7 protein-coding genes are annotated in these 16,566 nt (G+C 39.5%); 1 reads left to right on the top strand and 6 read right to left on the bottom strand.

Annotation, left to right across the window (positions count from 1 at the left end):
• Positions 1-1,220: 1,220 nt before the first annotated feature.
• From NG743_RS09025 to NG743_RS09005, 5 genes are all read right to left on the bottom strand, one after another.
• Positions 1,221-2,909 carry an IS1634 family transposase gene (locus NG743_RS09025; protein ID WP_257121875.1) on the bottom strand — a complete coding sequence of 563 codons (1,689 nt, stop codon included), beginning with the start codon at positions 2,907-2,909 and terminating at the stop codon, positions 1,221-1,223.
• A gap of 411 nt (positions 2,910-3,320) precedes the next feature.
• Complete coding sequence (drmB, locus tag NG743_RS09020; RefSeq protein WP_257121874.1) at positions 3,321-5,195, bottom strand: MrfA Zn-binding domain-containing protein; 1,875 nt, start codon at positions 5,193-5,195, stop codon at positions 3,321-3,323.
• The gene (gene drmA / locus NG743_RS09015; protein ID WP_257121873.1) at positions 5,192-8,668 is read right to left on the bottom strand and encodes a DISARM system helicase DrmA; all 3,477 of its coding nucleotides are present in this window, start codon (positions 8,666-8,668) and stop codon (positions 5,192-5,194) included. Before drmA ends, drmB begins: the two co-directional genes overlap by 4 nt.
• Positions 8,669-8,759: 91 nt before the next feature.
• Positions 8,760-9,173, bottom strand: a complete 414-nt coding sequence (gene tnpA, locus NG743_RS09010) for an IS200/IS605 family transposase (protein ID WP_257121872.1) — start codon at positions 9,171-9,173, stop codon at positions 8,760-8,762.
• Between the two features lie 507 nt (positions 9,174-9,680).
• Positions 9,681-10,556 carry a DUF4351 domain-containing protein gene (locus NG743_RS09005; RefSeq protein ID WP_027403935.1) on the bottom strand — a complete coding sequence of 292 codons (876 nt, stop codon included), beginning with the start codon at positions 10,554-10,556 and terminating at the stop codon, positions 9,681-9,683.
• A gap of 134 nt (positions 10,557-10,690) precedes the next feature.
• On the opposite strand from NG743_RS09005, the gene NG743_RS09000 reads away from it, so the two are divergent.
• Positions 10,691-10,873 carry a hypothetical protein gene (locus NG743_RS09000; protein WP_257121871.1) on the top strand — a complete coding sequence of 61 codons (183 nt, stop codon included), beginning with the start codon at positions 10,691-10,693 and terminating at the stop codon, positions 10,871-10,873.
• 1,322 nt (positions 10,874-12,195) lie between these two features.
• On the opposite strand, the gene NG743_RS08995 is transcribed toward NG743_RS09000, so the two are convergent.
• On the bottom strand, positions 12,196-16,353 hold the full coding sequence (locus NG743_RS08995; RefSeq protein WP_257121870.1) for an Eco57I restriction-modification methylase domain-containing protein: 4,158 nt from the start codon (positions 16,351-16,353) through the stop codon (positions 12,196-12,198).
• Positions 16,354-16,566: the final 213 nt, after the last annotated feature.

Here is a 16,566-nt window from a genome sequence, read left to right as displayed (position 1 = left end):
AAAACCGAGTGACTGATTGAATAACATCTAGCAGGGATGGGAATTTTGAAATTCAGCTTATTTTATTAGCACGGAAGATTTTGACATAGCACAAGCCAGCTTTAGTAAGTAGTGAGACAGAATTAGTTACACAATGTCATTGCGTTAGCCATATGGAACAAAATGAAATGAAGCAATTCCAATGGTTGTGATTGCTTCCCTTCGCTCGCAATGACTGTAAATATTTTTGTCCAATTACTTAAAATATTCCCCATTGTAGACTCATCCTGGCTGTTGTGTGATTTTTTCAAAGACGACTATCCTCCAGAGGATGAGGTTCTTTGGGTTTAGCAGTGATCATAGGTGTCAACTCAACGCAAAACCGACAACCCAACTGGGAGTTAATTCCTAGTCTAATAGCAAAAGTTGTCTTTTGATGACTAAATAACCGTAAAAATTTTTAAATTCTTTAGTAAACTGAAGTTTACTTTGGCTATTAGACCGGAACTTAAGTTCCGGGCGGTTTTGGAGGCTAAACAAATAAGCTATTTGTAGCCTAAGTTGACACCAATGAGCAGTGCTAAACCCCTACAAATCTGGGGTTTTCGTGATTTTACAAAAGTCCATGTCTCAACCGCTTTTAGTATAATAAATAACTGAGATTCCAATTTTTCTGTAGTGAACTCGCGTACTCACTCACCGGAGGTACTTAGGCTCACACTATATTAAGTGGAAGAATTGCCGATCTTAGAGATATTGTTAAAATAGCCGTATAAATACTCTATCTTGCTAAGAGGGTGTTTTAAAAGTTATGGTTGATGTATCAAATATTTTTTACTCCACCCTAACCCTCCCCGATGCTTTGGGGAGGGAACTGGATTTTTATTGTTACCCCCCTTTACAACCCACATTCCGCACCCCAAACTGTTCCAGAGGGAAATTACGGAGATAAAAAATCAAAGTTAGCATAAAAACAGACATATACAGTGAAAAAAGGCATTTGAGAAACAGTAAATCACCAAAAATGGCATCAAAACCCATTCTCAATAAGGAGCAATAAGAATGAACACCACCTGGAGAGGTCAACATATAAATAAAAGAAGATATTCAAGAGAAAAATCATAAAATAGACTAATATTTACAGGATAAAAATGAAATTATAGACATAGTAAAATGGAGCTATAAATCAAAGAGATTAGCTCATCTTCACTTTTGAAAAATTAAATTGATAGAGATAATAATTAGGTGACTAATTGATAGTAACGTAAACAATCATCTGGTAAAAGACGCAAGATAAAATCTCTGTCCTGATTCCAATTAGAAATATATTCTTCCTGATTGATTGTCACCAAATGAATACATTGAAAGCATTGAAAAATCCAGCGTAAAGTAGGGCGGTTAGTTGCTTTACCTAATTGATTTTTAATTGTTGATTTAGACTCTTTCAGAGCATTTCTAATTTGTCGTTGAGCCAAAGTATAAACCAATAGACATAAACCCATAATCATTCCCAAAGACTCTATTCTTTCAGGACTTTTGAGGAAAATACTGTCTGCAAAAAATAATGGGTCTTTGAGAAAACCAAACCCTCTTTCACATGACTGCTGGGCTTTATATTCACTGAGCATGGAATCATCGCTAAGTTCTTTTGAATCTAAAACATTCGTCGCAATAATAAAACGTCCCGCACTCAGCAATTCTGTATTAATTTTACTTTCATCCTGGGAGACTGTAGCTGATATTTGGTAACATATTTCTTGTGGAGAATCTTTTGTCTTAGATTTGATTTGAGTAACAATACTTACGTTAATTTGGTGATATTTGAATTGTTTTGATAATTTTGATAATGCTTTGATAGCATCTGCAACACATGCAAATTCTTCTTGTGATAATTTTTTCAAATCTTGCACAGCTTTTGATTCTGCTTTGATAATTTTTTGGGTGAGTTTACGCAGGTCTGATTCTCTTCTCTCTTGACTTTGTACCACTAGCCATCTTTGTTCTATTCCGGCATAATTTTCGGTTTTTGATGCTAATTTATATCCTGGTATTGTACTATCAATAAATTCTGATTCTGGTATTGTTGATATTAATGATTTTGCTGCTTTTATGGTTAATGGTACTCGACATAACCACTGTAAATCTGACATCATTTTTAGGTTTGATTCTGTATATAATGCCGAATCAGCAACAATGAGACTATTAACTTCTAATTGTTTTTGATATTCTACTGCTATTTGACCAAAGCATGATGAATCTGTTTGGTTTCCTGATGCTAGTTTTAAAAATATTGGGATGTCTCCATCCCCTGAACATATCATTTCTATAATGAACTGTTTTAAGTCTGGTCTGTGGTCACGGGAGTAACCGTAGGTAATTGTAATTTCTTTTGGTGATTTTACTGCTAATTCCTCTAATTCTTGGTTATCTCCTACTTTTTGATTCTCAAATATTACTTCTGGTAAGCTAGTGTTATACTGCCCATGCACGTGCATTGATGATGAGTCTAGGTGTGATGTTGATAGTGATACTCCAAATTTTTTGGCTGCTTTTACTGCGATGATAAAAAATATTGTATCCAATCCTTTTATAAATAGTTTATCCATGACTCTCCCCAGTTTATCGTCGTTGAGATATTCTGGTTTTACTCCTGCTCCTATTAGATGTTCACAGGCGATTGTTTCAAAATATTTGGGAAACATATATAACGGTTTGGATACAAATCCTAACCCGTTTATGATCATGGCTTTTACTACTTGACCTGCATTTACTTTTTCGTCTTTTTCGATTCCTATTAATTCATTTATTATTTCTACTATTCCTATTGAATCTATTATTCCTGCTACTATCCCTAGATGGTCTATGTTCTGAATTTCTATTTCTTGCGGTTTTAATTTCACAACAGTTGCCTCTAATATTTCTGTTGTCATCAATTATTTCTTATTTGGTTATCAATTCATTTTTTTCTTTTGTTACCAAGTTTCACTTTCTCACACCATGCCCTTTCTAATGCTACTTCTTCTCATTAAGTATCTTAATCTTTGAGTTGTCTTTAGTTATTATGTACTACTTGGCTGGCTTTTTTGATCTGTGAAAGTTTAGGGTGCGGAATGTGGGTTTTAAAGGTCTGAACTATGATTAATTTGATTAATTTGATGGAAATGATTTTGAGTGATTGGCAATTTTCGTATTACTTTGTGTCGCTCCGAGAAAAACTTTTTTAGTCCATTTTCTCCACTTTCTGAAATTGCTAAATTAGCTGTTAGGAAGTAGAAGAGCGATCGCCACCAAAGCCGTTGCTAAATTAACCAGGGCTGGACGACTGAGGTTAAGAAAACTCTTCATCCTCCTTTATCCTCAAAGAATTCTGCTCCTGTTCCTTCAACAGTGGCAACTACCAATGCTCTGTCAAGAAATTCATTACGCCGTTCGCAAGATGTTTCCGCAATCAGTAAACATCCATGACAAGCAGCACCATGTAAAAAACGCTCTTCTTGCTCATTATCTGGTTTATGCTGGGCGCAAACCGGATCATTGGAGCATAATCTTCCTTGCTCTAATGCTACTTCCAAATGGTATTCAATGCGTTTGCCAACTTCTACCAGTCCGCCTAAAGTACCTTCTGACCCAGTTGCGCCAGTGTATAAAAGAATTCCATAACCAGCTTCACTAGCATAAATGCGCTCGCGGATAGAACTGGATGCATAACCGCATTCTAGTGATACTGCCATAATTAATAAGTGTGATAATGAATGCAGCATAATATATGGTAGTCCGGGAAACTTAACTTTTTCCTTTTCCTGGTCTATACCTTTACGCGCACACCAAATATCAAATCCTCTTGATAATTCTCGCCCCCGTTTTTTGACAGCTTCTCGCTTTAACCAATTTTCAATAGCTTCCTTGCGGAAAGCAATAAATACACCTTCGCCTCTATTCTCAATTGCCGGCACCCAAGTAGGTTCAATATCCAATGCAGCACGCCTGACGCTGATATCAAGTTCGCCGTCAATATCTGGCATTTCCGCCTCAAAGCGAGTAAAACCCACCTGAGCAATTACTTCCCGTAACCGATGTACTAAAACAATTCGTTCAATACAGGCAGAAAAGGTAGGTTGTAAATTATCTAAACTACGTGACCTGGCGTAAAAATCACCTTCTGGTACATCTTCCCCAATTTCGACGGCACTAGAAAGTAGTGTCTCAATTTCTACTTGCTTAATACTTTTATGTGGTTTTTCTTGTCGTCTTTGTTTTCGTTGCACTTCTTCCCAGACGGCTTCATTGGTAAATCCTTCTAAAGCTGTGGAGACTTTGGGATTTTTGCGGTACATTTTCAACTCATCAATACTTTCAAGACAATGAAGAAAGTTTTCATAGACTGAATTTACTGCGTTTTGCAAAGGTGCGTCAGAATCAGGGAGAGAGATCACGCTGAGAACTTGGGAAAAATAAGCATTACTAGCAGACCTCACTAATAAGCGATTGTATTCTGGTAGCTTGGTGGATTCACGAATACAACTCAGTTCTTGGGCAAAATCACCAAGCCAAGGGCGGTGTCCCTGACATTCACCTAAAACTTTACCATTGCGGACTGTAGCATTAGCAAGGGGACGACGTTTATTTTTACAGCCTTCGCAGCGAACATAAATTTCCGCAAAGTCGTTACCAGAACCACCTTCATCCAACCATAGCTGACCTCGACATTTATTACCAGAGTCATTATGTACAAAACGATACCAATTAATATCGCTGATATGTCCTTTCACACAGGCTTGGACAAAGCGAACGGGGACAACGGGGATTGATTTTTTCTCAGAATTAAGATACTTACCACTGACCAAATTACCCCAAGGTATCAAAGGGCGAGTGCGGTAGGTTTTTTGGGTTTTATTGTCGTACCAAGTTTCCCTGACTTGGGCTAAAAACCAAGTGGGAAAAGTAAAAACATTAATCCCCGTGCGGGCGGCTTTGGGGTCTTGTTCATCAACTGGTGGCGCATAGAGTTTGATGTGAGCGACTTTTAAAATTTCGGCAACTCTAGCCGCTAGACGGTCTTCAAAGATGAGTTTTCTGTCGCCACGCCAATGATTTAACCCACCAATTAACACAGAATGTTTCGGTAAATCTACCATTGCCCCAGGTCCAAAGGTAGAGAGAATTTGACTTTGGCGAACTTGTCCTGGTGGTGATTTTTTTCTGCTAGATTTATTCATTTTCCTGCCTCCTCTACCTCATTTCCATAAGGATTAATTACCCACAGATTAACTGTTGGTTCAACATCGCGCAAACTTCGCTGGGCTTTGAATTTCTTTTGTACTTCTAGGGGTTGGTTGTTTAATTCTGGGTCGAGAGGGTCAAATATTAGTGCAGGTGCTTCGCCTACTTCCCGTTGATATTGAAGGCTAATTTTGCTACTGCTATTGGCGATACGTTCCCACAAATCAAGCAAGTCTTTAACTTGGTTTTTCACCTTCTGACTTAGTGCTTCGGCTTCAATTACATCAAGCTCTTTATCGTGCATTTTTGCGCGCTGGGTTATGGTATCAACGACAAAATCTAAATCTTGACGATGTTGAGTAATATCAAAAGCATGGCGTGGTGCTGTCATTTTTGGGTGTCCGAGACGTGCTAAAGCTACGGTAATGGCTGCAAGACTTCTATCAATAGCGCGAGGGGAAAAAGGAGTTACGCTAGTTGCCTCTACCGCTCGATAAAATGTTGAATGCCAAGCACCGAATCGTTCATAATGAGAGCGATCGCGGGGACGATGAATGTTCAGTAAAGTGACTACTAACCCTGGTTTTTCCTCTGCCCGTCCTACGCGGCTGGTAGCTTGGATATATTCGGCTGCTGTCTTGGGTTGACCGAGAACTACCATTAAACCCAAGCGGGTAATATCCAAACCTACGGAAATCATGTTTGTTGCTAAAACAACATCAACTTTTTCCTCTAGATCAAAGGTTGATTCCATTCGCCGCTTAGTATCGGCAACATCGCTAGTATTAACACGGGAAGTTAATTCTTCTGGTTCGTCATCAATTTTACGACCAGCAAATATCCCGGATATTTCATCTACTCGCTTGCGCTGGCTGTAACGCACTAGTCCAGAATTTACTTCGTCTTCCACAATCCGCCGACTGCCACCGAGTTCACGTAGGGAATTAAAGTAACCTAACAGTGTCATGTAAGGATCTGCTGGGTTGTGGGAATTTTTCTTTCCTCCTTGTTCTAGCCAATGTTTTTGAGCTGCACCTAGTAAGGCTAAGTATGTACGCAATAATACTACTTTTAAACTGCGTCCTTGAGCCGCAATTCCTACATAGGTGCGGGCGTTTTTGACTGTGGCGGGGACAGTTTTCGCAAAGAAGGAATTGCGTTTATCGGGTCCTGGTGGTGGAAATATATCAACTTCACTGCGACCAAATAATGCTTGAATTTGCTTGCTGGCGCGGCGGACTGTGGCAGTGGAAGCAACTATTTTCGGACGAATTTTTTTGCCGTCTATTTCTTGGCTACACAAGGCATCAATGGCAGTTTCGTATAGTCCTACCATTGTTCCCAAGGGTCCAGAAATTAAATGTAATTCGTCTTGGATAATTAAATCTGGTGGTGGTAAATAGCCGCCCAGGGGTTTACCACAGCCTATTTGAGTGGGTCCGTAAAAGCCATCATTGTCGTAGCGGTCTACTCGTCCAAATAATGCACCTGTTTCTCCTACCCAGGGCAGACTGGCAAATTTATCAACTGTGGAGATAATAAAACAAGGTAAGCGGCGATATATTGATTCATCTACGGCGACTATTGGTAAAGGATGATCACCTTGGAAATTACAGCGACGATTGGCGCAACCTATTTGTAAATTTTTTGGTTGTTCGGGTTTTGGTTTTAATTGGAATGAGTAAAGGTTGAATTTTGTCCCGCACCAAGGACAACTTTCTAAAGGGATAGGTGATGGGCTACCGTTATTTTTTTGGAAATCAAGAGTCCGCTTTCTAGCAGTGTTTTCGTCATTATCTCCTTTTTTGCCCATGCGGTTGGGTGTTGCGCTTTGTCCTACCCACAGTCCAATTTCAAATGGCCAAGTTCCTAACTGCTGGGGGTTTTTCTGGCGTTCCAATTCTAAGGCGCAAATCATTGTCGCCGCCCTTCCGAGTTGGTCGAGGGTCAACAGCCGCAGGGTGTAGCGCATGAGGACGCTTAAACCGGCGGATTTGATACCGGGATAACGCAGTCGTCGCAGAACTAGGGTAAAGGCAGCCAGTCCTAAGTAGGCTTCGGTTTTACCGCCACCGGTGGGGAAAAATAGTAAATCAACTAATTGGCGATCGCTATTTTCGGGGTAGGCTATTCCTGGCAAGTTTATTAGTAAAAACGCTAGTTGAAAGGGTCGCCATTTTGGGGCTGTTTCCCTTTCGGGAGAAGTATTTTTACCGTGAGTAGCACGTTGGCGCATTGCTGTAGCAATGGCGCGATTGGCAATACAGAAGGAGGCAAATACTTGGGGATTACCTAATGCTTTGATACCTGATGCGATGCGTTTAGCTGTATTTTCCCCACGTTGGAGTAAATCTAGGGCGACATTTTGCCGTTTGGGTTCGGTGGGACATTTTACCCGTTGTTCTTTGATCCAATCAATGTAAGCACCTACCATTGGACTCAGCATATTTTGCAATGCTTCTGGTGTGGGTGCGGCGGCTAGGGCTTCCATTCCCAACTCAACGTTTTCTACGTCAGCAGCTATGACCTTTTCTACATCAGCGGTTGGTATCCAAGCGGTACGGACTTCTTGACAACTACCATCAGGATTTGTGAGTGCTATCGCAGAAACGTTATGACCTACAGCATATTCATAATCATCACGATATTGTAAATCAGCAACGTTTTCATCCCAATCCAGATGATCTCGTCCGCGTAAATTGGGACGAGGTACTAATGGTTCTGGGGTATTGATGATTAAACTGGTTTGAAAAATATAGGTAATATCACACTCTTTATCTGAGGTGGGGAGGCGGTTATTGACCAGAAATACGGAAACTGAACGAGTCCCCCCAGGAACAAGTTCCTTGGATGTTACAGGACGAATAGAGACGACAATTTGTAAGCCCTGGTGATCTGGTATGGGAATAGTTTTTGGAGATTGGCTTTGATGAAGTGGTAATTTTAGAGGAATGGTTATTTGGGCTTGACGGAGAATCCGCTTCCAGTTCCCTGATAAATTGTGATTTGGTGCTTCTGATTCGGGTATCGTTTCTATTTCTGAGGGTGAGAGAATTTCTGCTTCACCAACATTATTTGCGGTATGATCTTTTAACGGATAATAATCGCCCCACTGCACTGTCACATTAAGTTGATTGGCATTTTCCGCAACCAGTAAACTTAAACCCATTGAGGAAGGGAAAAAAGCTTTCTTAGCGAATGGTTTGTCTGGAATACTTTCATCTTCACCTGCACCACCGCCTTGAACTACATCTAAATCGTCATCAACGGTATCATCTCCGCGCTGTTCCATAGGCGCACCATAGGGGACAAGAAAGCCTGTTAGATACCATTTGGATGGTGCTTGATCTAAAATTTCTTCAGCGTGGACAAGATCATCCGGTGTGGGTCCGATGAGGTCAAGTTGTAAGGCATCAATAAGATGCGATCGCACTTGGGCGGAGGTTATTGGTATAGATTTTACTGTCAAAATATTATTATCTCCGTGTTGTTACTTTTTCTGTTTTTGTTTAATTAATTAGGATATTTGCAGTTATTTTACGGGAAAATCAGCGAAAATACTAGACTATTTCTATTTTTTCTAAATGATGATTAGTTGTTCCTTGTAAATGATGATGTTTTTGATTTTTGACATAATTAACAGCTTGTTCAAGTTGCTTGCTACCTAGAGAAAATACACCATATCCTTCTTGCCAAGCAAATTTATTTGATGTATTAGTAGAGGTGTGGTTTAAATAGTAGGAACTACTTCCTTTAATGTTTTTTACAAAATCTGCAATTGCCATTGTCGGCGGAATAGATACAACTACATGAATGTGGTCTTCTATACCACCTATTGCATGAATTATACAATGAAGGGCATCTGATTTACCAATTATGTAATTATAAAGATCAGGTTCGTTATGGGGCATAATTAGAGGTTGACGTTCTTTTGTTCCCCAAACAATATGATAATAAAGTTGCCACAAAGACATATTTTTAGATGATTAATATTTAGCTACATTTACAGGTTGCCCAGATTGGTGGAAAAAATGATTTTATCTTTTTTAAGATATTAATTAATGTCCCTTATTAAAAATTAATATTTTGCTTTGGTTATTTGTCGGTTTGGTTGACGCAAAGAAACCCAACATTTTTATGATCTCACACAAAAGTATAAATGTACTACCTATAACCACAGGTATTCATATAAATAGAGAAATATTCAGAGATATTCAGAGATATCCAAATAGCCGGAGATATCCAAATAGTTAGAGTAGCCAGTAGCCAGTAGCCGGTAGCCAGAGGTTAAAAACTCTGTCTAAAAGCTAAAATCGTCTGAAGACGATTGGTGGAAAGAGTAATATTAATTACGTTGATTTTTTTTAGTCCTCTTTTAGAGGACTTTCGCTATTAGACGGGGGTTTATAACCCCCGGCGGACTGAAGACGGAAGACGATTGGTGGAAAGGTAATATCAATCATGTTGTATTTTTTAGTTAGCTAATTTTCTTTTAACCAATTTTCTAAATCATCAACCTTGCTAAAATCTAATAATGCTTCTCCCAAAGATTCTATTTTCTCAATTGGTAATTTTTGAATCCGTTCAATTAACCCAGGTTGAATTTCTCCAAATCGTTTATTTAGCAAGCGGATAATTAATGCTGATTCTTTTTGCCAAATTGCTAAATCTCTTTCTTGTTGATACAATGGTGCTAGTCTCATAATTACCTCTCTATCTTCCGGATCTTGATTATTTTTTGTCAAATGCGTTTGCAGATTGTAAAATAATTCTAGCGTGATTCTCCTGAAAGGATGATTTGCAGGTAATGCTATAAGTTCGTCAATAGCTTCTTTTTGAACTGTTCCTCTTCCTAACATTCTAATCCATAGGGTTTCTTCTATACGTGGTAATTGATGAATTACTACTATGGCTGTACGAAAAGAGTCACCTAAGTAGTATATTCCCGCTAAAGAGTCATTTTTTAATGTAGCATAAAAGCCTGATAAAAGGTTAGCAGATGCGGTAGGGGTAAGTATCCATAATTTCGGAATTTCGTTTTCTGAGATTTTGGTGTTATTTCGTTTTGCTTCTCTTTTTAATAGGGATTTAACTTCTACTAATTTTACTATACAATCTAGGATTTCATCTGCTGTAACTGGGTTGCGATAGGGTTCAAATATTGCTGGCTTTGATGCCATTTTACCTAATAGTCCTAATAGTTGCAAATTAGGATCTACTTGGGGGTATGGTGAAAAATAAACATCTATTTCTTTGATTTCTGCTGCAACTCGACTAGGTGCTTGTACTTCTCCATAGTTTTTGAGAAGTTCTTCTAAATAGTCTTTAGAAAATTGGTCATGTATGAATCTGGTCATTTTTATTGATGATTAATTGTCTGATAGCGTAGCTATATCAAGATTTATAGGATTTGAGGATTTACAGGATTGTTAATTGATGATTTTATCTTTTTTAAGATATTAATTAATGTCCTTTATTAAAAATTAATATTTTGCTTTGGTTATTGGTCGGTTTGGTTGACGCAAAGAAACCTAACATTTTTATTATCTCACCCAAAGGTATAAAGTTACCACATATAACCACAGATATTTATATAAATAGAGAAATATTCAGAAATATCCAGATAGCCGGAGATATCCAAATAGCCAGAGATATCCAAATAGCCAGAGGTTAAAAACCTCTGTCTAATAGCTAAAATCGTCTGAAGACGATTGGGGAAAGGGTAATATTAATTATGTTGATTTTTTTTAGTCCTCTTTTAGAGGACTTGCGCTATTAGACGGGGGTTTATAACCCCTGGCGGGCTGGCGGGCTGACAAATGAATAAATGGACAAATGAATAAATGGATAAACCGACGAATGGATAAAATCAACATCCTGTAAATCCTTAAATCCTGTAAATCCTGATTCAGACATTTATTTGATTTCTCACCAAAAGCCAAAAGAAGATATTTTTTTATCAAACCAGAGATATCCAAATAGCCAGAGGTTAAAAACCTCTGTCTAATAGCTAAAATCGTCTGAAGACGATTGGGGAAAGGGTAATATTAATTATGTTGATTTTTTTTAGTCCTCTTTTAGAGGACTTGCGCTATTAGACGGGGGTTTATAACCCCTGGCGGGCTGGCGGGCTGACAAATGAATAAATGGACAAATGGATAAATGGATAAACCGACGAATGGATAAAATCAACATCCTGTAAATCTTTAAATCCTGGAAATCCTGATTCAGATATTTATTTGATTTCCCACCAAAAGCCAAAAAAGATATTTTTTATCAAACCAGAGATATCCAAATAGCCAGAGGTTAAAAACCTCTGTCTAATAGCTAAAATCGTCTGAAGACGATTGGGGAAAGGGTAATATTAATTATGTTGATTTTTTTTAGTCCTCTTTTAGAGGACTTGCGCTATTAGACGGGGGTTTATAACCCCTGGCGGGCTGGCGGGCTGACAAATGAATAAATGGACAAATGGATAAACCGACGAATGGATAAAATCAACATCCTGTAAATCCTTAAATCCTGTAAATCCTGATTCAGACATTTATTTGATTTCTCACCAAAAGCCAAAAGAAGATATTTTTTTATCAAACCAGAGATATCCAAATAGCCAGAGGTTAAAAACCTCTGTCTAATAGCTAAAATCGTCTGAAGACGATTGGGGAAAGGGTAATATTAATTATGTTGATTTTTTTTAGTCCTCTTTTAGAGGACTTGCGCTATTAGACGGGGGTTTATAACCCCTGGCGGGCTGGCGGGCTGGCGGGCTGGCGGGCTGGCGGGCTGGCGGGCTGACAAATGAATAAATGGACAAATGAATAAATGGATAAACCGACGAATGGATAAAATCAACATCCTGTAAATCTTTAAATCCTGGAAATCCTGATTCAGACATTTATTTGATTTCTCACCAAAAGCCAAAAAAGATATTTTTTATCAAACCTAAATCCTGATTTTGATATTTGTTGGGTTTGGTTGCGTCAACCCAACCTACAATTATGGTTCGGTGAAACCAGTAATGGTTGGGATGTTATCGGTTGTCGGTTTTCGGGTTTTAGCTGCTTTTTTAGTATTGGCTTTTTTCTTCCCTTCTGCAACTTTACCTCCTAAGATTTCGGCTTCATAGCGGGTTTGATTGAGGTCTAATAATTTGGCTAATATTTCATCATGGGTTGCTTCTGTCCAGCGATATCTCCAAGGTTTTTTCTTATTTCTTCCTTTGGGGTTGTCTTCTTCTTCCTCTTCTTCGTAGTCGAGTAAAAATGTACATTCTGTGGATATATCACACCACCCGTAAGCGTCGAGAACTGCTTTATCCATTGCGGTGTGAAGTTCGCGGAGTTTGAGTATGTCGCTGTCGTATTCGTCGGGGTCATGAAATCGGTTGTAGGTGTCTGTCAGTCCTTGGTTGTTTTTTACCATCAATTCGGCGCGGTATTCATAATAGGTTTTTCCCGCTTGTTCTAATATGGGGTTGTTTTCCCAGTTTTCGGGAAATGGGAAGGTTTCAAAACAGTCGGAAGGTGTGTAACGAAGATCATCTTTCATTGATGAACCTAAAAATCTTGTCCATATTTCATGGATACGAGATTGTAAAATACAGAAAAATGAATTTTGTTCATTTGCAAAAACTACCAAACCTTCAGAGGGAACTATATTATTAGGTAGAAAAGTAAATGAACCATGTTGACCTACGCGAGAAACAACTAACACCCGATTAAGTTGGGATATTGCTTGAAATAAAGCGGGTGTATATCTACCCCATAACCACCAATAATTTCTGCGTTTTATAGCATCAGAATTATTACCTAATTTATCACGTTCCGGTTTTACTTTTTCCTCTACAATATTTATTAAATCAGGATATTGTCTCGCTTCTGCTTCACTCATTTCACCAAAATTAATTACATACCGACGATGTGTATGAGTCGGACTAGAATTAACCTCTTCACCACCAATATAAGGAAAAATTCTTTCTGCATTTTTGGGATTTTCTGTAATTAACTTGTGCATTTCTGCTATCGGTGTAGCATTCGGGTTATCATCATCAAAAGTAAACCCCATTCCTAAAACATAACTACCTATAAAACTCTTACCAGCATTTGCTAATAATACCTTGGGGTCTTGATTTCCCCCCGCATGAAACAGGAAAGCTGAAATTAAATCAACCTCCTGATTATCTAAATATTTTTTACCACCATAATTATTTAACCATTTACCCTTAATATATTGACCCTTAAATACATGAACTACGCTAACCACAACCGCAGCTAAACCCGGCCACTTTAACCGCTTTTGAGCATTATAAATAATTCCGCCATTTTCACAGATATATCTTAAACCTGTGCTGCGGGTATCTCCTTGGGCTATAGTGTTAGTAGCAATTAAGCCAAAAGTGCCATTTTCTCGTAATATATCAAACGCCCTTCTAAAAAAATGCGCTACTAAATCAGCATTTCCATGAGATTCCGGGTTAACAACTTTCAACCAATCTAAATAACCTTCAATATTTCCATTAATTGTCGTATTCTTACCCGCAAAAGGTGGATTTCCGATAATTGCATCAAAACCGGGATTAACTCTATCAAAAACTTCAGGAAATTCAATCTCCCAATTAAACACAGGTACAGATTTTGCACCGGATTTTAAATTATCACATATATTGATAATCTCTAAATTATCAACATTATCTTTATTATCAATATTGTCATCATTATCAACATTGTCCGGGTTTAGGATTGCTAAACTCCTACCCACGCCGAAACCCACACGGACACCGACACCCGCAGCCGTTTGTTTTTCCATCTTTTTAAACATCAACCGAAACTTATCTAATTCTTCCTTCCTGGCTTTATCCTTATCTTTGGCAAAAAATGCCGCAATCACTAAATCACCCTTTACCCGCGTTTCCGTTAATTCCAATTCCGCATTTTCATAAACATCGCGTTTTTTCTCATAGTCACTATCACCAAGATTAAAAATTTCATCTCGATAAACTTTCACTTTAGTAATTGACTGATTAAATAAAGGTAAATTGGGATCTGTATAAGTAGTATCTGCTATCCAACTAAAATTTTTAATTTGTTCCTTATTCAATCCAACCAAAGAATCTCCCCACTTAAAAGCATGATCTAAAAAAGTAAAAGGATGAGATTTCGCCAAAGTCGCTAACCACAAAGATAACTTCGCCAAATTCACCGCAAAAGGGTTTTTATCCACACCATACAAACACCGTTGGGCTACTAACCGCCGCGCATAAAGTAACGGTTCTTCGTCTGGGGGAATTTCAAACACCCCACTCGTCCTATCGGACACCCTCCCCTTGGTAAGGGGAGGGCTGGGGAGGGGTTTATTCCAACTCTCAACCAACTTTTCCGCTAACTGACGACAACTTTCTACCAAAAACGCCCCCGAACCCATAGCCAAATCACAAATCTTCAACTCTAAAATCTGCTCAGGTGTGGGGTTTTCTCCCAAAGCCTCTAAAATCGGTCTGAGAGTTTCCTTAACTATCGGCTCAGTCAAGGCACGGGGGGTATAATGAGAACCACTGCGCCGCCGTTCTTCCCCTGGTTGCAAATACAGCGAACCCACAGGCATTAAACTTGGTGTTTTCGGTGATACCTTGCGTCCTAACGCTGCTATGACATCCTCTGCTGTGTGCGCGGCTTTTAACTCCGTCAGGGATTTACCAGTCACTTCACAACCTGCAATATCCTTTAAATATTTAGCCCGTTCCCCGGCTTTGGTTTTGAGAACCTCTTCAACACTAACCACCACCGTCACCGAAGATTTAGAACCTTTGGGTTTACTCCAAACACCGATAGCAGGGCTATTTGCTCTTTCTACTTCATAGCCCATAACCGCTTCATAAACAGAGCCAATTTGCTCAACATCCAAAGCCCGGTAAGATAGGCGTTCTCCGTCCAAGATCAGTAACCCTTGTAGTACCCTGTGAATTACCCCGTCAGAGACGCGAGGCGGTTCTATACTTGCCCCTGATTGATATTTTGTAGACTGGGGACGACCTTCTAAAAAGGGATATTCATCAGGATCAAAGAGTTGTCCATGACGAGCAGGTAAGTATAAATCAGCGTGACCCCCACCTTCATAAACTAAACGAAACAGACTCAGCAACCACGCCCAAGCACCATATCGCTGATCCATTGTATCTGGATAATTGCCGGCATCTTCTCGCAAGCGATCGTAAAGTCCACTCACGGAATAATAACGGGTATAAACTGCATCTTGAGACATCAAGCCCCGGTCTTCAGCGTAAAGCAGGAATACCAACCGCAGCAAAACGGTAATCAGTCCACCATAAATGTGCTGGGGGTTTGTGGCGGCGATGTCATCTAGTAAGCGGCTGTTAGTTGTGGCATCTGCTGTCTGGAAGCCCCGCAGTAAATCCCATAATGCCTCTAATACCTGTTCTGCCAGCTTGATAGAGACATCATTTTGATATTTCCGACTTTTTTCGAGGATGGCAGGTAAACGCCTGTCTGTGGGGACATTAAACAGGCGTTCGGCTGAGAGCAACATCTCCATTGCTCCCAAAATCAGCCGCCCCGATACTTCACACATCGCTTGGACAGGAAAGGTCAGGTGTCCTGATGATTCTCCTGGTGGCGCATAAACTAACCGTAATTCTGTACCGTTACACAATAGCCCGATGTAAACTTTGGTTTCTTTTAACAGCCGTTCAAATTTAGATTGGGGGCTGGCGTGCCAAGCCGTAGATTTACTATCCTCTGCTCCGGCGTTGTCAAGTTCAGTACCAGGATTCAATACTTGAATTAGCATCATCCAGCCGCCATTGGGGTTGGGGACAGCGTAAGTGGGTATCAAAGTTTCTTGATAATCTGGGAGAGCGATCGCTAATTCTGCGGGACTGTCAACTAAATCTGCTGTTTCCCAACCTAAAACATTGATAGCAAAGGCGGAAAAATCGGTAATGCAAAAGCGTTCATTTTCGCTGTCACCGGGCAAAGCTGTACTACTGGCAACTGCTTGTAATGTTTGTTGCAATTCTACTACGTTGCGGTTAACCACCGCTTGGGCTGCTGACAATGCGGGGGGCGAAACCACCAACCCCACGGGCTGGAGAAAGCCTAACCATTCTTTATGTAAGCGAATTTCTGGATCTTTGGACATGATATTAATTTCAGTTTAAAAATTAGGTTAGTTAGTCAGTTGGTTAGTCGGTCAGATGAGATGAGCCAGGGGTTAGCCAGGGGTTAGCCAGGGGTTAGCCAGATTAGCCAGGGGTTGAAAACTGTCTAATAGCTTAAGTCGGATGAATCCGACTAAATCAGCGGGTTTTTTAATCAGCATCATAATGAGGGGTTTTTTTGGTTTTTCAGTCCT

The sequence above is a fragment of the Dolichospermum heterosporum TAC447 genome, from assembly GCF_024584745.1.
GTDB classification, from domain to species: Bacteria; Cyanobacteriota; Cyanobacteriia; order Cyanobacteriales; family Nostocaceae; genus Dolichospermum; species Dolichospermum heterosporum.
This window is presented reverse-complemented; position numbering and strand designations above follow the sequence as displayed.